This is a genomic window from Stenotrophomonas sp. Pemsol, assembly GCF_003586545.1.
In the GTDB taxonomy this organism is placed as follows: Bacteria; Pseudomonadota; Gammaproteobacteria; order Xanthomonadales; family Xanthomonadaceae; genus Stenotrophomonas; species Stenotrophomonas sepilia.
The window spans coordinates 2107500-2130531 of sequence record NZ_CP025780.1; the positions used below are offsets into that span (position 1 = coordinate 2107500).

22 protein-coding genes are annotated in these 23032 nt (G+C 66.2%); 11 read left to right on the forward strand and 11 right to left on the reverse strand.

Going from position 1 to position 23032, the window contains the following annotated elements:
- Positions 1 to 196: 196 nt before the first annotated feature.
- Genes PEM_RS09835 through PEM_RS09845 form a run of 3 tightly spaced genes read left to right on the forward strand, consistent with a single transcriptional unit; the run spans position 197 to position 1733 of the window.
- Positions 197 to 826, forward strand: coding sequence for a superoxide dismutase (locus PEM_RS09835; protein WP_111128010.1), 630 nt, complete (start codon positions 197 to 199; stop codon positions 824 to 826).
- Entirely contained in the window at positions 823 to 1401 is a 579-nt protein-coding gene (locus tag PEM_RS09840; protein WP_053498541.1) for a flavin reductase family protein, read from the forward strand. The genes PEM_RS09835 and PEM_RS09840 overlap by 4 nt, the downstream gene beginning before the upstream one ends.
- Positions 1398 to 1733, forward strand: coding sequence for a tetratricopeptide repeat protein (locus PEM_RS09845; protein ID WP_053498539.1), 336 nt, complete (start codon positions 1398 to 1400; stop codon positions 1731 to 1733). The genes PEM_RS09840 and PEM_RS09845 overlap by 4 nt, the downstream gene beginning before the upstream one ends.
- Before the next feature lie 5 nt (positions 1734 to 1738).
- Here PEM_RS09845 and PEM_RS09850 read toward each other — a convergent pair whose 3' ends face one another.
- Positions 1739 to 2887: an acyl-CoA desaturase gene (locus PEM_RS09850; RefSeq protein WP_005416924.1), complete on the reverse strand. Its 1149-nt coding sequence runs from the start codon at positions 2885 to 2887 to the stop codon at positions 1739 to 1741.
- 11 nt (positions 2888 to 2898) lie between these two features.
- Positions 2899 to 3969, reverse strand: a complete 1071-nt coding sequence (locus PEM_RS09855; RefSeq protein ID WP_069138334.1) for a ferredoxin reductase — start codon at positions 3967 to 3969, stop codon at positions 2899 to 2901.
- Between the two features lie 92 nt (positions 3970 to 4061).
- Here PEM_RS09855 and fabR point away from each other — a divergent pair, with 92 nt between their 5' ends.
- From fabR to PEM_RS09870, 3 genes are all read left to right on the forward strand, one after another.
- Positions 4062 to 4718 carry an HTH-type transcriptional repressor FabR gene (gene fabR / locus PEM_RS09860; RefSeq protein WP_111128007.1) on the forward strand — a complete coding sequence of 219 codons (657 nt, stop codon included), beginning with the start codon at positions 4062 to 4064 and terminating at the stop codon, positions 4716 to 4718.
- 276 nt (positions 4719 to 4994) lie between these two features.
- Positions 4995 to 7154 (forward strand): TonB-dependent receptor, encoded by a 2160-nt coding sequence (locus tag PEM_RS09865; RefSeq protein WP_111128006.1) that lies wholly within the window; start codon positions 4995 to 4997, stop codon positions 7152 to 7154.
- Positions 7144 to 7692, forward strand: a complete 549-nt coding sequence (locus tag PEM_RS09870) for a thioredoxin-like domain-containing protein (protein ID WP_065179192.1) — start codon at positions 7144 to 7146, stop codon at positions 7690 to 7692. The genes PEM_RS09865 and PEM_RS09870 overlap by 11 nt, the downstream gene beginning before the upstream one ends.
- Before the next feature lie 78 nt (positions 7693 to 7770).
- On the opposite strand, the gene mntR is transcribed toward PEM_RS09870, so the two are convergent.
- Complete coding sequence (gene mntR, locus PEM_RS09875) at positions 7771 to 8235, reverse strand: manganese-binding transcriptional regulator MntR (protein WP_005416934.1); 465 nt, start codon at positions 8233 to 8235, stop codon at positions 7771 to 7773.
- A 117-nt stretch (positions 8236 to 8352) separates the two neighbouring features.
- On the opposite strand from mntR, the gene PEM_RS09880 reads away from it, so the two are divergent.
- A complete protein-coding gene (locus PEM_RS09880) occupies positions 8353 to 9684 on the forward strand; it encodes an Nramp family divalent metal transporter (protein ID WP_111128004.1) in 1332 nt (443 codons plus the stop codon).
- 90 nt (positions 9685 to 9774) lie between these two features.
- On the opposite strand, the gene PEM_RS09885 is transcribed toward PEM_RS09880, so the two are convergent.
- The 4 genes from PEM_RS09885 to PEM_RS09900 all read right to left on the reverse strand — a co-directional run bounded on the left by PEM_RS09885 (position 9775) and on the right by PEM_RS09900 (position 14041).
- Entirely contained in the window at positions 9775 to 10101 is a 327-nt protein-coding gene (locus PEM_RS09885; protein ID WP_005416939.1) for a thioredoxin family protein, read from the reverse strand.
- On the reverse strand, positions 10073 to 10540 hold the full coding sequence (locus PEM_RS09890; RefSeq protein WP_080375118.1) for a flavodoxin: 468 nt from the start codon (positions 10538 to 10540) through the stop codon (positions 10073 to 10075). The genes PEM_RS09885 and PEM_RS09890 overlap by 29 nt, the downstream gene beginning before the upstream one ends.
- 25 nt (positions 10541 to 10565) lie before the next feature.
- Positions 10566 to 11606 (reverse strand): ribonucleotide-diphosphate reductase subunit beta, encoded by a 1041-nt coding sequence (locus tag PEM_RS09895; RefSeq protein ID WP_111128003.1) that lies wholly within the window; start codon positions 11604 to 11606, stop codon positions 10566 to 10568.
- Between the two features lie 71 nt (positions 11607 to 11677).
- Positions 11678 to 14041: a ribonucleoside-diphosphate reductase subunit alpha gene (locus tag PEM_RS09900; RefSeq protein WP_111128011.1), complete on the reverse strand. Its 2364-nt coding sequence runs from the start codon at positions 14039 to 14041 to the stop codon at positions 11678 to 11680.
- Between the two features lie 433 nt (positions 14042 to 14474).
- On the opposite strand from PEM_RS09900, the gene PEM_RS09905 reads away from it, so the two are divergent.
- The 3 genes from PEM_RS09905 (at position 14475) to PEM_RS09915 (ending at position 18619) form a co-directional block, all read left to right on the forward strand.
- On the forward strand, positions 14475 to 15452 hold the full coding sequence (locus PEM_RS09905) for a zinc-binding dehydrogenase (RefSeq protein WP_065179191.1): 978 nt from the start codon (positions 14475 to 14477) through the stop codon (positions 15450 to 15452).
- Positions 15453 to 15497: 45 nt separating this feature from the next.
- Entirely contained in the window at positions 15498 to 15824 is a 327-nt protein-coding gene (locus PEM_RS09910) for a hypothetical protein (RefSeq protein ID WP_095377111.1), read from the forward strand.
- Positions 15825 to 15991: 167 nt separating this feature from the next.
- On the forward strand, positions 15992 to 18619 hold the full coding sequence (locus PEM_RS09915; RefSeq protein WP_111128001.1) for a TonB-dependent receptor: 2628 nt from the start codon (positions 15992 to 15994) through the stop codon (positions 18617 to 18619).
- A 66-nt stretch (positions 18620 to 18685) separates the two neighbouring features.
- Here PEM_RS09915 and betT read toward each other — a convergent pair whose 3' ends face one another.
- From betT to PEM_RS09935, 4 genes are all read right to left on the reverse strand, one after another.
- Positions 18686 to 20665 carry a choline BCCT transporter BetT gene (gene betT, locus PEM_RS09920; RefSeq protein WP_005416952.1) on the reverse strand — a complete coding sequence of 660 codons (1980 nt, stop codon included), beginning with the start codon at positions 20663 to 20665 and terminating at the stop codon, positions 18686 to 18688.
- A gap of 196 nt (positions 20666 to 20861) precedes the next feature.
- On the reverse strand, positions 20862 to 21242 hold the full coding sequence (locus PEM_RS09925) for a VOC family protein (protein ID WP_021204273.1): 381 nt from the start codon (positions 21240 to 21242) through the stop codon (positions 20862 to 20864).
- A 96-nt stretch (positions 21243 to 21338) separates the two neighbouring features.
- Positions 21339 to 21662 carry an SMR family transporter gene (locus PEM_RS09930; RefSeq protein WP_111128000.1) on the reverse strand — a complete coding sequence of 108 codons (324 nt, stop codon included), beginning with the start codon at positions 21660 to 21662 and terminating at the stop codon, positions 21339 to 21341.
- Positions 21662 to 22015: an SMR family transporter gene (locus PEM_RS09935; RefSeq protein ID WP_069138326.1), complete on the reverse strand. Its 354-nt coding sequence runs from the start codon at positions 22013 to 22015 to the stop codon at positions 21662 to 21664. The genes PEM_RS09930 and PEM_RS09935 overlap by 1 nt, the downstream gene beginning before the upstream one ends.
- Positions 22016 to 22175: 160 nt before the next feature.
- On the opposite strand from PEM_RS09935, the gene PEM_RS09940 reads away from it, so the two are divergent.
- Entirely contained in the window at positions 22176 to 23027 is an 852-nt protein-coding gene (locus PEM_RS09940; RefSeq protein WP_005416961.1) for a LysR family transcriptional regulator, read from the forward strand.
- The last annotated feature ends 5 nt before the right edge of the window (positions 23028 to 23032 follow it).

Genomic DNA, 23032 nt, shown 5'->3' on the forward strand with positions numbered 1-23032 from the left:
GGCCGGCAACCCGACCTTGCCGGCATGCCGGCCAGCGGCCGGCACTACCATTCCGCTCGTGCTGTCCTGCAGGAAGAATCAAAGCGATGAACGCGCACGCACCTCAATCCCGCCCCTTGACCTCAACCAATGTTGAGGTGCGATAACGATCTCCCCACGGCCAGCCCCTCTGGCCTTCCCCACGGAGATTGCTTCGATGTCGTACTCGCTTCCCCCGCTCCCCTACGCCTACGACGCCCTCGAGCCGCACTTCGATGCGCGCACGATGGAGATCCACCACAGCAAGCACCACCAGACCTACGTCAACAACCTCAATGCCGCCATCGAGCAGGCCGGCATCGCCGAGCAACCGGTCGAGGCGCTGATCGCCAACCTCGATGCCGTGCCCGAGGCGCAGCGCGGCGCGGTGCGCAACAACGGCGGCGGCCACGCCAACCACAGCCTGTTCTGGACCGTGCTCAACCCCACCGGTGGTGCACCCGATGATGAACTGGCCGCCGCCATCGACCGTGACCTTGGCGGCTTCGATGCCTTCAAGGATGCCTTCAGCAAGGCCGCGCAGACCCGCTTCGGCAGTGGCTGGGCCTGGCTGACCAGCGATCGCGATGGTCGCCTGCAGGTGGAAAGCAGCGCCAACCAGGACAGCCCGCTGATGGGTGCAGCCGTGGGCCTGTCCGGCCACACCCCGATCCTCGCACTGGATGTCTGGGAACACGCCTACTACCTGCACTACCAGAACCGCCGCCCGGACTACATCGGCGCCTTCTTCAACATCATCAACTGGGCCGAGGTCGGCCGGCGCTACCACCAGGCCCGGGCCTCATGAGCGGCGAGACACTGCCCTACGCCGGGCCGTGGGCAGGGGTGTTCCCCGCCCCGGCCCCGGTGCCATCGGTCGAGATGCCGCCGCGTGCCCTGCGGCGGCTGCTCGGCCATTTTCCGACCGGCGTGGCCATCGTCTGCGCGCGCGATGCACAGGGCAAGCCGGTCGGCCTGACCATCAACTCGTTCGTACCGGTCTCACTGCAGCCACCGTTGGTGCTGTGGAACCTGGCGTTGCACGCACAGAGCCTGTCCACCTTCCAGCGCGCCACGCGCTTTGCGCTCAGCGTGCTGGCGGCCGACCAGGAAGCACTGGCCCGGCGCTTCGCCGATCCGCAGGTCCGCAACCGCTTCGACGGCCTGGCATTGCTGGATGACGACGAGGACGCCCCACCCCGCATCACCGGTGCGGTCGCCCATCTCACCTGTACCCGCCACGCGCAGTGGCCGGTGGGCGATCACCTGCTGCTGGCCGGCCGCATCATCGAAGTGCACGAGAACGGCGGCGCGCCACTGCTGTTCCATCGCGGCCGCTTCCAGCCCGGCCCGGCCGAGCTGCTGGCGGAGGTACGCGGATGAACATCGAAGCTCTGGAATGCATGCTTGCCGCCGGCAAGGACGGCGCGCTGCTGCGCTTCGGCCTGGGCAAGGGCTGGCTGGATGCCGGCAACCCGGTACGCGCGGCAACCCACCTGGGCCGTTGCGTGGTGCTTGATCCGCAGTACTCGGCGGCCTGGAAGCTGCTGGGCAAAGCCTGGCTGGCCAGTGGCCAGCCACAGGCGGCCCGTGAGGCGTGGCAGCGCGGCTTGAGCGTGGCCGGCAGCAAGGGCGACCAGCAGGCACGCAAGGAAATGCAGGTGTTCCTGCGACGCCTGGACCGCGAGCAGGCGGCCCTGGCGAAGGCGGGCTGAGTCGATCAGCCCGCGTTGGCCGATGCCGGTGCGGACATGATGTCCGGCATCGGCAGGCGGCGCGGCTTACTCGGGAATGCGTGGCGCAGGATGCGCCAGACCACCTGGCCGAACTGGCGCGGCAGCGAGCCGTTGTTGTAGTGCTGGCCGTAGCGGCGGCAGATGTCCTTCACTTCCTTGGCGATGGCCGCATAGCGGTTGGCCGGCAGATCCGGGTAGAAATGGTGCTCGATCTGGTGGCTGAGGTTGCCCGACAGCACGTTGATCAGGAACCCACCGCTGATGTTGGACGAACCGCGCAGCTGGCGCAGGTACCAGTGGCCGCGCGACTCATTGCGCAGGCACTCCTTGGGGAAGGTTTCCGATTCGGCGGTGAAGTGCCCGCAGAAGATGATCACGTAGGTCCAGATGTTGCGCAGGCCGTTGGCGACCAGGTTGCCCAGCATCACGGTGAGGAAGAACGGACCCGCCAGCAGCGGGAAGAACACGTAGTCCTTCAGCACCTGGCGCAGCATCTTGCGCGCCACCGGGCGGGTCTGCAGCCACATCGCACGGGCACTCATGCGGCCCTTCAGCCAGCGGCCAAGGCGAAGGTCCTGCGCGGCCACACCCCACTGGAACAGCAGTGCGAAGATCGGCGCGATGATCGGCTGCAGCAGGTAGAACGGCTTCCAGCGCTGTTCGGGGAAGATGCGCAGCAGGCCATAGCCGATGTCATCGTCCATGCCACGCACATTGGTGTAGGTGTGGTGGCGGAAATTGTGGGTCTTGCGCCAGTTGTCGGCGGTGGCAACGATGTCCCACTCGTAGGTGTTGCCATTGAGCTTGGGATCACCGGTCCAGTCGAACTGGCCGTGCATCACGTTGTGGCCCAGCTCCATGTTCTCCAGGATCTTCGACAGCGCCAGCAGCAGCGTGCCGGTGATCGCGGCCGGCCACAGCAGCGGCATCCAGAACAGCGGCGAAAACGCTGCCAGGAACAGCAGGCCACGGCCACCCACGCCGAACCAGCGCACGGCGGCGGCCACGCGGCGGATGTAGCGGGTATCGGAGGCGCCGAGGCTGCCGATCACACGGTCGCGGATCGCGTCGAGTTCCTCGCCGAAGGCATGCATCTCGGCAGTACTCAGGGCACGGTCGGTGGCGCGGGTCATGGCAGGCGTCCTCAGAGATCCAGGGTCAGGTCGGTGGTCGGTGCGCTCACGCAGATCCGCACCGGCTGTGCCGATTCGGACTGCAGGTCGCCGGTGCGCAGGTGGCGGGTGGCGCCACTGACACGGTCACAGCTGCAGGTATTGCAGATGCCCATGCGGCAGCCATGCTTGGGCTTGATGCCATGGGCTTCGAGGCTTTCCAGCAACGAGCGGCCGCGCGGCACGCTCAGCTGGCGGCCACTGCGGGCAAGGGTCAGCGACACTTCGCCTTCGCTGCTGGCGTCACGCAACGGCGCTGGCGGAGTGAACGCTTCCGCCTGGAAACCCGCAACCTGGTGCGCCAGGCGTTCGCGCGCAGCGGCAACGAATCCATCCGGGCCACAGGCCAGCACGTGGCGCTGCGCCAACGGGGTGTCATCGCCGGCGACCTGCAGATCGTGAGTATCGATGCGTGCGGCAGGCACATCACCCTCGCGGGTGGTCAGCAGGTGCACACGCAGGTTCGGCTGGCGCGCGGCCAGCGCCTGCAGCTCATCACGGAACTGCAGCTGGGCGGCACTGCGCTCCCAGTAGAACAGGTCCACCGGCGCGGCCAGCGGGCGCTGGCAGGCGTCGCGCAGCAGGCTGCGCATCGGCGTGATGCCACTACCGGCCGCCAGCAGCAATACCGGAGCCGCGGCCGGCAACTGGAATTCTCCGAACGCAGCCTCCAGGCGGAACAGCTCACCCAGCTGTGCGTGGTTGACCAGATGCTGGCTGACCCGGCCGCCGTCGACCGCCTTGACGGTGATCGCCAGTTCGCGTGGTCCCAGCGCGGTGGGGCTGTAGCTGCGCTGCCACAGGCGTCCTTCAATCTCCACGCCGAGGGTGACGTGCTGGCCCGCGCGCATGCCGGCCCAGTGCCGGTTGGTGCGCAGGACCAGGGTCGCCGCGCCCTCGCCGGCCGGCTCGCGCCGGACCAGGCGGGCCACCGGCTCGCGCAGGGTCCACAAGGGATTGAGCTGGCCCGCCCAGAAATCGAACAGCGACGGCGAGACCCAGCGGTACGGAGAGAACAGGGATGGACGGACGACAGCGCTCATGGGCGCACTATACGGGCGCACATACACCTGTGTATACATGTGTATATTGAACCGGATTGGGTATGATTCAGCCTCGCCCCACCGGAACCGTCATGGCCGCCGCCACCGTCTTGTCGACGCCCGAAGATGCCACCAGCCCGGCCCGCCGTACGGTGAGCCGCGAAGATCTGCTGGCCGCCGCCCTGAAGCTGATCGGGCCGCACCGCAGCCTGTCCACGCTCAGCCTGCGCGAAGTGGCACGCGAGGCCGGCATCGCGCCGAACAGCTTCTACCGGCAGTTCCGCGACATGGACGAACTGGCCGTAGCGCTGATCGACGCAGCCGGCCGCTCGCTGCGCACCATCATCGGCGAGGCCCGCCAGCGCGCCACCTCCACCGCCACCAGCGTGGTGCGGGTCTCGGTGGAGACCTTCATGGAACAGCTGCGCGCCGACGACAAGCTGCTGCACGTGCTGTTGCGCGAAGGCGCGGTCGGCTCGGACGACTTCAAGCACGCAGTCGAACGCGAGCTGCATTATTTCGAGGAAGAGCTGCAGCACGACCTGGTGCGCCTGGCCGCACTGGATGGCGCCGTACTGCATGCCCCCGAACTGGTGGCCAAGGCCATCACCCGGCTGGTGTTCGCGATGGGTGCCACCGCCATGGACCTGCCGCCGGAGAAGGATCCGGAGCTGGTCGAACAGATCTCCACGATGATCCGCATGATCATCGTCGGCGCCCGCACGCCCGCCGCATTCCGCCGCGGCTGACGATCGCGCCCTGGGGTCGGATCCCTTTCCAAAGGAAAGGGCTCTGACCCCAACCTCACTGCCCACACGGCAACACCAACCTCCGTGCATGACCACAGGCAGGGTTGCGGCTGCCAAATGTAATGTTATAACGCCACCATGATCTGGCTCGGTCGGCGTTCCGCTCGGAATGACTGCGGCTTCCTTATATAGCGTTTGCTATCTTGATAAGCCGCTGCTTTCATATGTCAGCCAGGTCGCCCTCGCCGCCTTTCTTCCCCCAAGGACGACGCCCTCATGTGCTCTATCCCCCACCGCTTCCGAAGGTTGCCGCTGGCCGCCGCCATTGCCCTGGCCCTGCCGCTGCCTGCACTGGCTGACACTCCGAAACCGACCGAACTGGACCGTGTGCAGGTCAAGGTCAGCACCGCCACGCGCAGTGAACGCCTGCTGTCGGACGTGCCGATCCGCACGGAAGTGCTGCGCAAGGAAGACATCGCGCTGCGCGCGGCCACCGACTTCTCGCGCGCCGCCGAGCTGATCAACGGCCTGCGCGTGGAGAGCAACTGCCAGAACTGCAACACCAGCGAAGTACAGCTGCTGGGCCTGCCCGGCGCCTACAACCAGCTCCTGTTCGATGGCATCCCGCTGCTGTCCACGCTGGGCAGCGTGTACGGCCTGGAACAGATCCCGGCCGGGTTCGTCGACCGCATCGAAGTGGTCAAGGGCGGTGGATCGGCGCTGTACGGACCGGGCGCGGTTGCCGGTGTGATCAACCTGATTCCGCCGCTGCCGGCGCGCAGCGGTGGCCATGTGCAGGCCGGCGTGGATGTGCTGGAGGGTACACCTCAGAAGAACGCCGACGTTCGACTGGACCTGGTCGCCAAGGACGCAGACGCCGGCCTGTCGGTGATTGCCCAGCGCAACTGGAACAGTGGCATCGACTACAACGGTGACGGCTACACCGAGATCACCCGCAAGAACCTCAAGGTCGGCGGGCTGCAGGCCTGGTACGCGCCCACGCCGGGCACGCGGCTGCGCCTGGACCTGCAGGTGACCGATGAAACCCGCCGCGGCGGCAATCGCCTGGACCAGCCAGAGTACCTGGCCAACATCGCCGAATCGCTGGATACGAAATACCGCCGCGGCAGCGTGTCGTGGGATCAGGAAATCAATGCCGACGTCGATTTCCGCCTGGCCTACGCCTTCGCCGACATCGACCGCGAAAGCTTCTATGGCGGCCTGGGCGACGTGGTCACCGATCCCTCGGCACCCGGCTATGACCCGTTGCAGCTGGACCCCGACGTGGCCGGCAGCGCGGCCTCGCGTTCGTGGCGCCAGTACGGCCGCACCCACAACCCGCTGCACTACATCGACAGCCAGTTGAACTGGCGGCGGGGCGCGCATGCGCTGGCCTTCGGTGTGCAGTACAAGCACGAGGCGCTGCGCGACGACAACCGTACCGGTGACGGGCAGCGTCTTGCGGTACTGGAGGATGCGACCTTCCACAACCTGGGCGCCTTCATCCAGGACGAGTGGAGCCTGCGCGACAACGTCGACCTGGTGCTGGGTGCACGCGTCGACAAGAGCTCGGAGCTGGACAATGCAGTGTTCTCGCCACGCATCGCGCTGGCCTGGCAGGCGACCCCGAACCTGAAGTGGCGCGCCGGCATCGCCACCGGCTTCCGTGCCCCGGAGATCTTCGTCGAGGATGTGCACGTCGATACGCTGGGCGGCGAACAGGTGCGCGTGCGCAACACGGACGGTCTGAAAGAGGAACGCGCGTTGACCACCCTGTTCGGCTTCGACTGGCGTTCGGACCCGGCCAATCCGGTGTGGAGCTGGGATGCCACCGCCTCCTATGCACGCATCCGCGACACCTTCGCGCTGGGCGAGATCCAGCGCGGCGATGACGGCCAGCTGAGCCAGCTGCGCTACAACGCCTCCGGCTCCAACGTGCTGGGTGCGGAAACCAACCTCGGCTGGCAGCCGTCGCCGCAGTGGCGCCTGACCGCCGGTGCCTCGTGGTACCGCTCACGCTTCCGCGAACCGCAGCGCATCTTCGATGACACCGGCGACGGCGGTGACACCGTGATCGAAAGCCGCGACTACCTGAAGACACCGCGCTGGACCGGCCTGGCACAGCTCAGCTGGATTCCGGCCGAACCGTGGGAGACCTTCGTCGCGCTGCGCCATACCGGGCCGATGTCGGTGCTGAACAACCGGCTGGGCGAGCTGCACCGCACACGTTCGTTCCTGGTCACCGACCTTGGTGCGCGCTGGCACCGGCATCTGGGCGCACAGGCGCAGCAGGAAGTGTCGGTAGCTGCGGGCGTCAAGAACGTATTCGACCAGCGCCAGAAGGACCTCGAAGTGGGCGCGCTGCGGGACAGCGACTATGTCTACGGGCCGCGCTTCGCGCGTTCGTGGTACGTCAACCTGCGCTATGCGTTCTGAAGCACTGCGGACGCTGTTGCTGACCGGCGCGCTCCTGCTGGCCGTACCGGCGATGGCGGCAGACCTGCACGCGCAGGTCGCCGCCTCGTTGATGCGGCCAGAACAGCGGTCACTGCGGCCCATGCAATGGTCGCCGCCACCGAAGCTGGTGGCGCTGTACTTCGGCGCCGACTGGTGTGCACCGTGCCATGCCTTCGTACCCACGCTGCGCAGTGTGCGCGACGCGTTGCGCGAGACCGGCGCCGATACCGAAGTGGTGTACGTCAGCCTGGATGAGAGCGAGGCTGCATTGCGGCGCTACATGCACGCGCAGGACATGCCGTGGCCGGTACTGGACCCGCGCCGCGCCGCGCGCATGCCCGCACTGCAGGCACTGGCTGGGCTGGGACCACCGAACCTGGTGCTGATCGATGCGGATGGGAAGGTGCTGGCCAACGGATGGCAGGGCCGGCGCTATGAAGGCCTGCAGCCAGTGTTGAAGGAATGGACGAAACGCGCGTGCGCGCAACAGCAGGCGCGCTGCCCGCCTGGATTGTAGATCCACGCCATGCGTGGATGCTCCCTGTCATCGCGCGAACAGCAGCCGAGCATGGCTCGGCTCTACAGGAAACGTGGCTCAGCCGCCCTCGGCCCTGCGCACGAATGCCTCGAACAACGCCAGCGTCTGTTCGCTGACATGGTGCTCGATGCCCTCCGCATCGCGCCGCGCGGTGTCTGCGTCCACGCCCAGCGCCAGCAGGAAACGCTCCACGGTCTGGTGCCGCTGGCGGCTGGCATGGGCCAGCGCCTCGCCTTCCGGGGTCAGGAACACGCCGCGGTACGGCCGCTGCACCACCCAGCCGTCACGGGCCAGGCGCCGCAGCATCTTCGCCACGGTGGGCTGGGCCACACCCAGGCGCGTGGCAATGTCGACCTGGCGGGCCTCGCCGCCATCGGCCAGCAGGTCCGAAATCAGCTCGACATAGTCCTCCACCAGTTCCATCCGGTGCGCCTCGCGCACTTGCCGGAAGCTCTCGACCTGGCGCTCGGCCTCGATCAAGGGGGTGCTTTTCAGCGATGTCGAATCGTCGGTCTTGCCCACGCCTGCGCCTGTCCTTCCGGGGTGATCCAGTGTTGAACCTGAATTCTGGACCAGTAACGCGATAAAGACGATTGTTTCACATTGCTAATGACTATAGCAGGAGCTATATTCGGGCCCATGAACACCCTGGCGCCCCGCGATCCTTCGGCCTCCACTCCGGCCAGCCTGGGCGCGCTCAACGCCTCGGTGGCGGTACCCGACAAGGGTCACTGGTGGTTCCGCCTGCTGGCCTTCCTCGGCCCGGGCTACATGATCTCGGTCGGCTACATGGACCCTGGCAACTGGGCCACTGACCTCGCCGGCGGTTCGCGCTTCGGCTACCTGCTGCTGTCGGTCATCCTCATTTCCAACCTGATGGCGGTGATCCTGCAGGCGCTGTCGGCGCGGCTCGGCATCGCCACCGGCATGGACCTGGCGCAGGCCTGCCGCGCGCGCTACCCCAAGCCGGTGAACCTGGCGCTGTGGGCGCTGTGCGAGGCGGCGATCATCGCCTGCGACCTGGCCGAGGTGATCGGCACCGCGATCGCGCTGAAGCTGCTGTTCGACCTGCCACTGCTGTGGGGCGCGGTGATCACTGCGCTGGATACGCTGCTGGTCCTGCTGCTGATGAACCGCGGCTTCCGTGCGCTGGAAGCCTTCGTGATCGCGCTGCTGATGGTGATCTTCGCCTGCTTCATGGTGCAGATCGCGATGGCTGCGCCGCCAGTGATGGCGGTGCTGGGCGGCTTCATTCCGCGCGCGCAGGTGGTGACCGATCCGCACGCGCTGTACATCGCGATCGGCATCATCGGTGCCACGGTGATGCCGCACAATCTCTACCTGCATTCGTCCATCGTGCAGACCCGCGCCTACCCGCGTACCAATGAAGGCCGTCGCAGCGCGCTGCGCTGGGCGGTGACCGACAGCACCCTCGCGCTGACGCTGGCACTGTTCATCAACGCCAGCATCCTGATCCTGGCGGCGGCGGTGTTCCATGCCAATGGCCGTTTCGATGTGGAAGACATCGAGCAGGCGCACCAGCTGCTGGCGCCGATGCTGGGCGTGGGCGCGGCGGCGACGTTGTTTGCGATCGCGTTGCTGGCCTCCGGCCTGAACTCGACGGTGACCGCGACGCTGGCCGGCCAGATCGTGATGGAAGGTTTCCTGCACCTGCGAATGCCGCCGTGGCTGCGACGGCTGATCACCCGCGCACTGGCGATCATTCCGGTGGTGGTGGTGATCCTGCTGTTTGGCGACCAGGGCGCGGTGAAGCTGCTGGTGCTGAGCCAGGTGGTGCTGTCAATGCAGCTGCCGTTCGCGATCATCCCGCTGGTGCGGATCGTGACCGACAAGGTGACGATGGGGGCGCTGGTGGCACCGCGCTGGCTGGGCGCGATCGCCTGGGTGATCGCGCTGGTGATCGTGGTGTTGAACGTGAAGCTGCTGGTGGATACCTTCAACGGCGCCTGATGCCGAACCACGGACCCTACCCCGGTAGATCCACGCCATGCGTGGATGGCTTCTCGCATCGCGCGGAGAGCAGCCGAGCATGGCTCGGCTCTACAGATGCAGCGCGATCGCGGCTTCGATCTGCTGCGGCGACTGGAACCCGGCCAGGCGCGTGCGTTCGTTACCATCACGGAACAGGGACAGCGTCGGCGTCTGCCGCAGCCCCAGTTCCCTGAAGAACGCCTCACCCAGCACTTCCAGCTGCACGCGAAGCAAGGTGGTGCCCTGCCCCGCCACGCTGTTGGCCACGCGGTGCAGCGACACTTCCAGCATCCGGCACCCGGGGCACTGGTCCTTGTGGAAATCCACCAGCACCCGCGGGTGCTCGGCCAGCAGCTGCTGGAACTGCTCAGGCGTGGTGGCGTCGATGATCTGCATCGTGGTTGCTCCAGTAGTGGGCCAGGACCGCATCGGTCCAGGCGTCGATGGCTTCGGCATGACGCTCGCCATGCGGCATCTGTTCGATCTCCAGCGGCGGGTAGTCGCTGCGGAAATAGCGGATCAGCCGGTGCACGGCACCACAGTAGTACTCCTGCCCCCACTGCGTTTCGCCGGTGCCGAACACCGCCAGCTGGCGTGGCTGCTGACCGCGCTCGGCAATGCCAGCCACCCACGCCTTCATCTCCGCTGGCGTGCGCCCGGCGTTGTCGGTCCAGCAGCCCAGCAGCACCAGGTCGGCCTCGCCGGCAGCCAGCGGCGGCGCCTGCCGCAGGTCGTCGGCCTCCTGCCAGTGCACCGCATGACCTGCGGCGCGGCAGCGCTCGGCGATCTGCCGGCCGAGCTCGCGGGTGTTGCCGCTCAAGGAGGCGACCACCATCAGGATGCTCAGCGCGGTGCCGGGCTCAGAGGTCGTCGAAGCCGTTGTCGACGTTGGTCTTCTTGTAACTTGCATTGCGCATCTCGAAGAAGTCGGTCTTGGTCTCGGTGAAGTTGTCGGCGTAGGCCCTGATCCAAGGCATCACGTTGTCGGTGGTGTCGCTGTACAGGCGCTCGATGCCGAGCATGCCGGCCATCTTGTTGGCGCGGTACTTCACGTAGCGCACCATCTCGTCCACGTCGATGCCATCGATGCCATCCAGCACCTCTGACGACCACTGCGTCTCAAGTTCGATGGCATGTTCGAATGACTGGTGCACATAGGCGGTCAGCTCGTTGGTCTGCAGCTCCGGGTTCTCGCCGATGATGGCGCGGATCAGCTCACTGATGAACTTGGTATGCGCCAGCTCGTCGCGATTGATGAAGCTGATGATCTTGCCGGTGCCGTTCATGCGGTTCTGCCGCACCATGTTGTAGAAGTAGGCGAAACCGGAATAGAAGTTGATGCCTTCCAGGATCGAGGACTGGATCAGCGACTTGAGCAGGGTCTCGGCGGTCTTCTCGCGCATGAAGTCGTCATACGCGCCCATGATCGGGGCATTGCGCTTGATGATGGTCGGGTGGGTGCGGGCGATCTCGAAGATGCGGTTCTGGTTCGGCAGGTCGGTGATCGAGGCCAGTACGTAGCTGTAGCTCTCGTTATGGATCACTTCCTGCTGGCCGATGATCGCCGCATTGGCATGCGCGGCCGGGTCGGTGATGTACTCGGCGACGTTGTAGATGAAACGGGTCTGCGGTGAGTCGAGCGTGGCCAGCAGGCCGATGATCGAATCGTAGGCGTTCTTTTCACGTGCGTTGAGCTCGCCGTACTGGCGGGCATCGAGCTTCATGTCGACCTCGTCGGGAATCCAGAAGTTGGTCGACAGCTCCTTGTAGGCCCGATAGAACGACGGGTACGGGATATCGTTCCAGTTGAGGATGCCGCTGGTCTGGCCGTTGATGATGCCGGTGCTGCGGTTGGGATGGCGCGGTTCGAGGATCTTGATGCGGTCGAGGGGGGTTGCCATGGGCTTCTGCCTTCGTTCTCTTTCTATCGTGTTGCCGGCCAGCGGCCGGCACTACCGTGGGTCGCCGGTGGTCAGCTGGCGCACCACTCGCATTCGCTGATGTCGATGTCGTTGGAGCGCACGTAATAGGTGGTCTTCAGGCCTTCGCGCCAGGCGCTCAGGTGCAGCTCCAGCAGCGTGCTCGCACGGATGGTGCTGGGCACGTACAGGTTGAAACTGATCGACTGGTCGACATGCCGCTGGCGGCGCGCGTTCTGGCGCACGCTGGCGAACTGGTCGACCTTGTAGGCGCCCTTCTCGTAGTACGGCCAGGTCTCCAGCGACAGTCCCGGTGCTGCCACCGGCCGCCGGAAGTCCTTCTTCTCCTCGTAGTAGAACGCGCTGTAGATCGGGTCGATCGATGCGGTGGAACCGGCAATCTGCGCGGTGCTCATGTTCGGCGCGACGGCCAGCAACCAGCCGTTGCGCAGGCCATGCGTGGCGACCTCGCGGGCCAGGCTGTCCCAGGCCGCGCCGCTGTAGCCGCGGTCACTGAAATAGCGTCCGTTGTGCCAATCGCTGCCGGCGAACATCGGATAGCTGCCCTTCTCCTGCGCCAGTTGCGCGCTGGCCTGGATGGTCAGGAAGTTGATGCGTTCGTAGAGATGGTCGGCCAATACTTCGGCATCCGGAGATTCCCACTGGATCGCCTGCTGCGCCAGCAGGTGGTGCCAACCGAACGTGCCCAGGCCGATGGCGCGGTACTTGCGGTTGGTGATCGTGGCCTGCGGCACCGGCAACGCGTTGAGGTCGATCACGTTGTCGAGCATGCGCACCTGGATCGGGATCAGGCGCTCCAGCACATCGGTGGCCAGCAGGTCATCAGGTGCACTGATCGCCCGGCCGAGGTTGATCGAGGAGAGGTTGCAGACCACGAAGTCACCGGCACGGCGCGTGGTGACGATCTGGTCGCCGCTGACGATCTCCTGGATCATCCGCGTCGGGCTCATGTTCTGCAGGATCTCGGTGCACAGGTTGCTGGAATAGATCATGCCCGCGTGCTTGTTCGGGTTCCTGCGATTGACCTCGTCGCGGTAGAACAGGAACGGGTTGCCGGTTTCCAGCTGGCTGAGCATGATCCGCTTGAACAGATCGATGGCCTTCACCGTTCGGCGGCTGATGCGCTCATCGGCCACCAGCTCGGCATAGCGGTCGCGGAAGCTGCCCGAACCGCGCTTCTCATCGTAGAAGTCCTGCAGGTACCAGCCCTTGGCCTGCTTCACCTCGTGCGGGTCGAACAGGTACCAGTCGGCGCGGCGCTCGACCGCTTCCATGAACAGGTCGGGTACGCACACCGAGGTGAACACATCGTGCGCGCGCAGGCGCTGGTCGCCGTTGTTGAGGCGCAGGTCCATGAAGGCTTCGATGTCGCGATGCCAGATGTCCAGGTACACCGCCACTGCGCCCTTGCGCTGGCCAAGCTGATCAACCGACACCGCCGTGTTGTTGAGCTGCTTGATCCACGGCACCACGCCGCCGGAGGAGTTGGCCACGCCACGGATCGGTGCGCCGCTGCTGCGCACGTAGCCCAGGTAGGCACCGACGCCGCCGCCGTGCTTGGACACGCGCGCGATATCGGTGTTGGAGTCATAGATGCCCTGCAGGCTGTCGTCCACCGTGTCGATGAAGCAGCTGGACAGCTGGCCGCCCACCTTGCCGGCATTTGCCAGCGTCGGCGTGGCCACGGTCATGTACAGGTTGGACAGCGCCCAGTACGCCTCGCCAACCAGCTGCATGCGGCGTTCGCGCGGCTTTTCCTCCTGCATCAGGTACAGCGCAATGGTCAGCCAGCGCTCCTGCGGCAGTTCATAGACCTCGCGGCTGCGGTCGCTGGCCAGATAGCGCGTGGCCAGCAGGTACAGGCCGTTGTAGGCGAACAGGCGGTCGCGTTCCGGATCGATCATCTCACCGGCCTGCTGCAGCTCTTCCTTGGAATAGCAGCGCAGGATGTCGTTGCTGTAGATACCACGATCGGCGAGGCTTTCCTGCAGGCCCACGTAGGAGCCGTACTTCAGGCTGACATCGTAGAAGCGGTTGCGGCTGGCACGCTTGTACAGGCGGCGCAGGTAGATGCGCGCGGCGAACTGTTCCCACTCGGGCGCGACCAGGTCCACCCGCGATTCGGCCTCGCGGATCAGCAAATCGACCAGGTCGTCGGCGCTGATACTGGGCTTGCGCTCGACCATCGCCTGCACCACGCGGCGGTAGTCGCTCACATCCAGCTGCGGGAACTCGGCATGCACCGCGTCGATGCTGCGTTGCAGGCGCTCGGCGTCGAACGGCAGGCGGCGGTTGCCGGCCTCCTTGGTGATCCAGGTCGGCACGCGCTCGCCACCAGCGCGCAAAGCGTCGCCAGCGCCGGCCGGATCGGCCACGCGGAAGGTACTGTCGGTCATGGTGGTGAAACTCCAGGCTCGCACGCGCATTGGCGGTCGATGCCATGGCGGCCCTGGACGCGATACCGGCGCACGGGGCGAACGGGTGGATTGCCAGGGTGCGGGAACGTAGGTCGTCGGCATCTGCCTGCGCCTGCGGCCGGTATCCGGGCCGTGGGGGGCGACCTGCGTCCGCACGATGGCGGCCGCGTCGACACGGCAAGCCTTCAGGGGCGGGCCGCGGGACGTTTGCTACATGTCCGGCGGCGGCGGCTGACCGGGAGTGACGGCCACAACATAGTGGGGATGACGCGCACCGTCAACACAAGATGCGGTAATCACGACATGCCGCGACGATCAGTCGCAGGATGCCGTGTTGCAGCGGCGACGCCTTGTCGACATGCCCTGCGTCCCCAGTTCGGTACAACATCCACTTTCCCCGGAACACCGCCCCATGCGCGCTGCCCAGTACTCCTCCTTCGGCAACCCGGCCGACGTCCTCGCCATTGCCGATGCCGCCCTGCCCGAGCCCGGCCCCGGCGAGGTGCGCATCCGCACCGTGCTGGCCTCGATCCACAACCACGACCTGCTGACCGTGCGTGGCCTCTACGGGTACAAGCCGACATTGCCCGCGATCGGTGGCAGTGAAGCACTGGGCGTGGTCGATGCACTCGGCGATGGCGTGGACGGCCTGCAGATCGGCCAGCGGGTGGCCGCCGCCTCGGTGCACGGCACCTGGGCCGAGGCCTTCGTCGCACCGGCACGCATGGTGATTCCGATGCCGGAGGCGATCCCGGACGAGATGGCCGCACAGTTGATCGCGATGCCGCTGAGCGCGCTGATGCTGCTGGAATTCCTGCACGTCCAAGCAGGCCAGTGGATCGTGCAGAACACCGCCAACGGCGCGGTCGGCAAGTCGCTGGCGATGCTGGCAAAGGCGCGCGGCGTGCACGTGGCCAACCTGGTGCGCAATGCCGCGGCCGTAGCGCAGTTGCAGGCGCTGGGCATCGATCATGTATTCGACACCTCGGTGGACGGCTGGAAGGATCGCGTGCGTGAAGCGACCGGCGAAGCACAGGCCGCGGCCGCGGTGGATTCCATCGGCGGTGATGCCAGCGGTGACCTGGTCGACCTGCTCGGCCACCACGGCACGCTGGTGTCGTTCGGCGTGATGAGTGGCGAGCCGATGCACATTCCAGCCGGCGGCCTGATCTACAAGGAGGCCACGGTGAAGGGCTTCTGGGGCAGCAAGGTCAGCCAGGCGATGGCGGTGGAGGACAAGCGCCGGCTGGTCGGCGAGCTGCTCAAGCGCGCGGCCAGCGGCGAACTGACCTTGCCGGTGGAGCAGATCTTCGCGCTGGACGATATCGCCCAGGCAGCGAAGGCCGGTGCTGGGTCGGGACGCAATGGCAAGGTGCTGCTGCGGCCGTGATGCTAGGCACTGGATCCGGCGGCGCCGCGCGCCGCCGTCATCCCAATGGATAATGTCTACATCGTCTTTGCTGAAGAAGGAATCACGTTGAGCGGAATGAATGGTCGGAAGGTGCTGCTGGCGACCTTTCTCGGGAGCAAATCCCCTCCTGACGATGTTCGGCCCTCCGAAGACTACTGGAGGTTGATCGGTACCAACGGGACCATTGTTCTTGAGGAATCCCAGACTTCCATGACCAGGCATCAACGTGGCATGAGGGTGCTGGTCCAGTTTCCTGAAAGCATCACGGATATGGGGCTTGCTTGCCACAACGACATACCGGACAGCCTCTGGATTTTCGTCTCCGACCTGATAATTCACCCAGTCGATTGAATGGATCGGGGTTGAATGCAGTAGCGGCGCCCGGATACGGTCCGCCGCTGCCTGTTCCGGTCGTTAAGAACCTGTGATGTATAACTGAATGCGCTTTCGTCATTGGAAGGCGCAAGTACCTGCATGCGGTACTGACGGCTCCTCCCCCGTTCGGCGTTGCCGCTTCCATGTACCGCACCACCCTGAACCTGCTTGCCGGCGCGATCGCGCTCGGCCTCACCGCCGGCGCTGCCGGCGCCGCTGAAACCGCCGATGCCGGCAAGGACAGCACCACCCTCGGCACCGTGCTGGTGACCGGTTCCAACATCAAGCGCAGCGATACCGCCGGGCCGAACCCGGTGCAGATCGTCAGCCGTGAACAGATCGAGCAGACCGGCCGCTCCACCCTCACCGACGTACTGCGCAACCTGTCGGCCAATGCCGGCAACAGCTTCGACGAGCAGTACACCGGCAGCTTCGCCGCCGGCTCTGCCTCGATCGGCCTGCGTGGCCTGTCACCGAAGAACACGCTGGTGCTGGTCAACGGCTACCGCGTGTCCAACTTCGGCTTCGCACTCAATACCCAGGACACTTTCGTCGACCTAAACGCGTTGCCGATCAGCGCCGTCGAGCGCATCGAAGTGCTCAAGGACGGCGCCTCGGCGGTGTACGGTTCCGATGCCATCGCCGGGGTCATCAACATCATCCTGCGCAGGAACTTCCAGGGCGTGGACGTCGGTGGCGGCTTCGGTACCGCCACCCAAGGCGGCTTGAACGAACGCAAGGCCAACCTGTTGGCCGGCTTCGGCGAACTGGAGCAGCAGGGCTGGAACGTGCTGTTCGGCTTGGACCTGCTCAAGCGTGATCGCCTCGACGCCGACCAGCGCGCCTATACCCGCAGCGGCGATTTCCGCGACAAGCCCGGCGGACGCCTGGCCGGCTGGTCCACCGCCGGTGGCAACTGGCTGTCCAACCCGCGCGCGCCGCAGCCGTTCGCCAACTGCCCCGAGGGCAGCCAGCTGCGCCCGTACAGCGACTTCGGCAGTACCCTGCCCGGCCAGGCCTGCGCCTTCAATGCGCAGCCGTTCAAGACCCTGCAACCCGGCGCCGAGCGCCTGCAGGCCTCGTTGAGTGCAACCTACCGCTTCAATGACAGCGTCGAGGCCTTCGCCGATGTGCTGTACAGCCACAACAAGGCCGACCAGATCTTCAGCGCGCCGCTGACCGTCGGCCCCGGCCTGCGCGCGTACAACCCGGCCACCGGCACGCTGATTGACGTGCCGGCGGTGCTGCCGGTCGGCCACCCGAACAACCCGGGCAGCACGCCGCTGCCGTTCGAGTACACCTTCTTCGATCTCGGCCCGCGCCTGAAGGACAACACGCAGGTGTTCTACCGTGCCCTGGCGGGCGTGCGCGGCAGCGGCGAACGCTGGGACTGGGAAGTCGCGGCGCTGACCTCGCAGAGTGCGCAGCGCGAATACGTCGACAACTTCGTCAACCGCTATGCGTTCGAGCAGATCCTCCGCGACGGCAGCTACAACTTCCTCAACCCGTCCGCCACGCCGGGCGCGCTGGATGCACTGCGCCTGCAGACCAAGCGGCCAGGCTGGTACAAGCTGCACTCGTTGAACCTGAAGGCCTCGACCTCGCTGTGGGAGCTGCCGGCCGGTGCAGTCGGCTTCGCCTGGGGCGCTGAGTTCCGCAAGGAATCATTGGATGCGCGCACCAGCGCGCAGGTGCTGTCGGGCACCGAACTGCGCCCGGCGATCAACGTGGTGAACGGCGAGCGCCAGGTCAGTGCTGCCTACGCCGAGCTGAGCGTGCCGCTGCACCGCACCCTGGAACTGCAGGTGGCCGGCCGTGGCGACCACTACGACGACTTCGGCAAGGCGTTCTCGCCGAAGGTGGCGCTGCGCTGGCAGCCACTGGACAGCCTGCTGCTGCGCGGCTCGTTCTCGCGCGGCTTCCGTGCACCGTCGCTGCCGGAAATCGCGCCGGGCCAGACCGTCAGCTACGGCTCGGTGATCGATCCGCTGGATCCGCTGCAACCCGGCGGCAGCCGTGGCGTCACCAACATCCGTACCGGCAACCCCGACCTGAAGGCCGAGCGCTCGCGCAACTTCAACGTGGGCGCGGTGTGGTCGCCGGATGCCGATACCAGCATCGGCCTGGACTGGTACCGCATCGAGCAGGACAACCTGGTCAAGCCGGACAGCGCGCAGTTCATCGTCGACAACCCGACGCTGTTCCCGGGCCGCGTGCAGCGTGACGCGCAGGGACGCATCCAGTTCATCACCAACCAGTACGCCAACCAGGGCGAACTGACCACCTCCGGCCTGGACCTGGATGCCAGCCGCACCTTCCGCACCGACGGCTGGGGCAACTTCACCGTGGCCGGCAGCTGGACCCACCTGCTCAGCTTCAAGCAGCCGCTGGTGGCCGGCCAGGCACCGTATGACGGCGCCGGCAACAACCGCCACGGCGCACTGCCGCGTACGCGCGGCACCACCTCATTGAACTGGGCGGTGGGCGACTGGAGCAGCACGCTGAGCCTGCAGTACGTGAGCGGCTACGACCAGCGCGTGGCGACGGCGACCAGCAATCCGGGGCTGCGTGACCGCGTCAAGCCGTATCACCAGCTGGACCTTTACGTGGCGTACGAGGGAATTCCGAATACCACGCTGTCGCTGTCGGTGCTGAACCTGACCGACAAGGATCCGCCGTTCGATCCGGCTGGCGGTTCCAACGGCTTCGACATCAGCCAGTACAACCTGCGCGGACAGTTCGTCTCGCTGGGTGCGCGCTATCGGTTCTGATGCGCCAACGGGGCGGCGATGGTGCGCCGCCCCGTTCGCGTTGCCGGCCAGCGGCCGGCACTACCATCACCGGCTCAGGTGCAGGAACTGCAGGTGCCGTTCGTACTGGCTGATGATGTCGTTGATGATCTGCTTGCGGCTGTAGCCCACCAGGTCGTAGTCCTGGCTGCCTTCGAACAGATGCACCTCGGCGCGGTAGTAGCGCTGGTTGCGCAGCTGCTGGGCGGCAAACGACGGGGTCAGGTAGCCGCTCAGGATCACCCGGTACAGGAAGTCCTGCTGCTCGCCGTGGTTCACCGTCAGCTCCATGTCGCCGGCCTCGAAGCGGGTGGATACATCCCAACCCTGCCCGCGCAGCTGTTCGGCCACCGCCTCCATCGCCGGCTTCACGGTGTCATCCATGAAGCGGTAGACCTGGTCGCGCACCGGGAAGTGCATGGCCTGGCTCAGGCGCTGGCGCCAGCCCTGATGATGGCGATCGTCTCCGATCAACGGCGACGGCCGGTACTGCAGCGCGCGCTTGCGGTGCGACTCGTCACTGAACGCGCGGGTCAGGCCCCACATCATCAGCAGCAGGATCGCCGAGAACGGCAGCGATGCCAGCACCACCGCCGATTTCAATGCATCGATGCTGCCGGCCAGCAACAACCCTGCGGTCAGCACCGCAATCACTGTGCCCCAGAACACGCGCAGCCAGCGCGGACCATCGTCTTCGGGTGATCCACCATGCGACGACAGCGTGGACAACACCACCGCCCCCGAATCAGCGGAGGTCACGAAGAAGATGAAGCTCACCAGCACCGTCACCGCGATCACCGTGCGGCTCCACGGGTAGCCATCCAGCAGTGCATACAACACGGTCGGTGGGTCATCCACCGCCAGCTGCGCCAGTTGCTGCTGGCCGTGGTGGAGCACCTGGTCCAGCGCGCTGTTGCCGAAGATCGACAGCCAGGCCAGGGTGAAGCCGAGCGGGATCAGCAGCACCCCGAACACGAATTCGCGGATGGTGCGGCCACGTGAGATGCGCGCGATGAACAGGCCGACGAACGGTGCCCAGCCGATCCACCAGGCCCAGTAGAACACCGTCCAGCCGCCCAGCCATTCCGGTCGGCCGCCATAGGCGTACACATCGAAACTCTTGCCGACCACGCTGCCCAGGTAGTCGCCCAGGTTCTGCATCAAGGTACTGAACAGGTACTGCGTCGGGCCGGCAAACAGCATGAACAGCACCAGCGCGATCGCCAGCAGCATGTTGATGTTGGCCATCCAGCGCACGCCCTTCTCGACGCCGGACACGGCCACGGCCACGGCCGCGCCCATCATGCTGACCACCAGGATGATCTGCACCAGGTTGGAGTGCGGAATGTCGAACAGGTGCGAGAGGCCGGCATTGAGGTGCAGCACACCGAAGCCCATGTCGGCACCGATGCCGAATACGGTGGCGACGATGCCCAGCGCATCCACGGTGTAGCCGATCGGGCCATTGATGCGCTTGCCGATCAGCGGGTACAGCGCCGAGCGCAGGGCCAGTGGCAGGTTGTGGCGATAGGCGAAGTAGGCCATCGCCATCGCCGCCAGCGCGAACACGCCCCAGCCGTGCAGGCCCCAGTGCAGGAACAGCAGCTGCATGGCCTGGCGCGCGCCAGCCTCGCCTGCGGCCGGATCGCCCTGCGGCGGCTGCAGGTAGTGGGTCAGCGGTTCGGATACGCAGAAGAAGAACAGGGTGATGCTGATGCCGGCGGCGAACAGCATGCCGGCCCATGAGAGGTAACTGAACTCCGGCTCGTCATGGTCGGCACCCAGCTTGATGCCACCGTACTTGGACAGCGCCACGCCCACCACGAACACCAGGTACAGGGTCATGGCCAGCAGGTAGTACCAGCCGACGTTGAGGGCGGCCCAGTCCTGTGCCTTGAGCAGAAGGCGGCCCGCGCCGAGCGGGAACAGGCTGACGAACAGCGCGAACGCCACGACAACGATCGCCGCGAAGGCGAACACAGGCCGAAGGGTGCGCACCGGGGATTGTTGCGGCTCCAGTACTTCCATGGGGCGGCGTTCTCCGGTAGATCAAAGGGTTAGCCGACCGATTCTGGCTGAACCGCAGTGGACAGAGCATGAAGTTGCGGCCTGTGGTCGCAGGCCCTTCCGCTCATTCCGTGGTATCACGCGCGCGCTGCGACGCACCCTTGCTTGCGCGGGCCGCGCGTACCGCCTGCGGCGCGGCCACGCGCATCCTGTCCGATCACGACATTACATGCACCGCACACAGCTTGTTGCCATCCGGGTCACGCAGATAGGCCAGGAACACCTGCCGACCGGACATGTTGCGGACGCCGGGCGGATCTTCGATGGCGGTACCACCGTGAGCCACTCCAGCTTCCTGCCAGGCACGCACAGCCTCTGCACTGCCCAGACTGAAACCGATGGTGCCACCGTTGGCATGGCACGCTGGCTGCCCATCGATCGGCGCGGTTACACCGAACATCCGTCCATCCTTGAAGTACAGCAGCCGTCCCTTCTCGTCGAATACGCCCGCACGCGCGGCCATCGCAGCGAACAGGGCGTCGTAGAAGCGACGCGCGGCATCCATGTCGTTCGTTCCTACGGTGATGTGGCTGAACATGCGGGCACTCCATGTGGAAAACCGCAGTGTCGATGAGCGCGGGCGACTTCGCAAATCGCTGCATCATCGCCGCCCCGCTCGCGACCGGGCGTGCTGCTACTTGGCGGTGCTGAGCAGCAGTACCGCCGCCGTGACCAGGGCGATGCCAACCCAGCCGATCGGCCGCAGGCGGTTACCGAACAACAGGCGGCCGCAGGTGGCGGTGCCGATCACGCCGATCGCCCCCCACATCGCATAGGCCGTGGCCAGATCCATGTAGCGTACGGCCTGGCCCAGCAGGGCGAAGGCGATCCAGACCAGGACGATCGCACCGACGCCCCAGCGCCAACGACGGAAACCTTCCGACTTGGCCACCATCATGTTGGCGGCGACGTCGGTCAGCGCCGAGCAGATCACGAAAAACAGGGCCAGGGTATTCATCAGTGCGCCTCCCCGAGGGTGACGCAGACGATGCCGGCCACGGCCAGCAACAGGCCGGCCAGCTGCTGCAGCGACAGGCTCTCGCCGAACACAGTGAGGCCGACCACGGTCAGCAGGGTCAGGCCAAGGCCTTCCCACACCGCGTAGGCCACGCCCACAGCAATGCGGCGCACCGACTGCGCCAGGAAGAAGTAGGACAGCGCCAACGCGCCGGCCATGATCAGGTAGCCGCTCCAGCCGCCGTCGCGGGCGGCATGGGCCATGAACGAGGTGCCGACCACCTCGGCGATGATCGCCACGGTCAGGCAGGCCCAGGCGGCCAGCGCGCCACGGGCGGGAACAGTACGGGACATGTGAAGCTCCTTGCAGGGCGGGGACCGCGCCGCCTCCTCAATGGGTCCACGGCATGCGTGGAGGGTCCGGAACGCCCCGCAGACAGGGGCGACGACGGCCAGTATCATCGCCTTTTACGGTGGTATCAAAATAGATCCCATCGACAGGAGCGATGGATCAATGCCCTATTCCCCTGAATCCCTGCAGGCCTTCGTGGAAGCCGCCGCGCTGGGCTCGTTCTCGGCGGCGGCGCGCCGCCTGCGCAAGACCCAGTCAACGGTCAGTACCGCCATTGCCCATCTGGAGGCCGACCTGGGGGTGAGCCTGTTCGACCGCAGCGGGCGCTACCCCCGGTTGACCGAGGCCGGGCGCCAGGTGCTCGGCCATGCCCAGGAAATCCTCGCCGCCGATGCCCGCCTGCAGCAGTTGAGTGTGCGCCTGGCCGCGCCGGTCGAAGCGCGGCTGACCGTGGTGTTCTCCGACGTGTACCAGCTCGATCCGGAGCAGCGCGTGCTGCAGCGCTTTGCCGAAGCATTCCCGGAGATCGAACTGGAATGGCTGGATGCCGAAGGCGATGACGTGCTGGAGCTGGTCGGCAGCGGCCGCGCCGCGCTGGGCCTGCTGCCGCAACAGGAAAGCTATCCGGATGGCCTGATGGCCCGGCCGTTGGCCCATCACAGCGAACTGTCGGTGTACGTGGCGCGCGAGCACCCACTGGCCAGCGCCGGCCGTCGCAGCGCCGCACAGCTGGCGCGGCACCGGCAGGTGCGATTGAGTGCGGAGGTCGATCAATCCCACATCGTCACCGGCCTGGCCTGGACCGCCACCGACTATCTGATGGTGATGGAGATGGCCGAGGACGGCATCGGCTGGGCCGAGCTGCCGCGGGCACTGGTGCAGCGTTATGATCGCGGGCGACTGGTGGAACTGACGCTGCCCGGCTGGCCGCGGCGCATCCACAGCGACCTGCTCTGGCGCCGCGACGCGCCGCCGGGACCGGCCGCACTGTGGTGGGCCGACGCGTTGGGGTGATACGA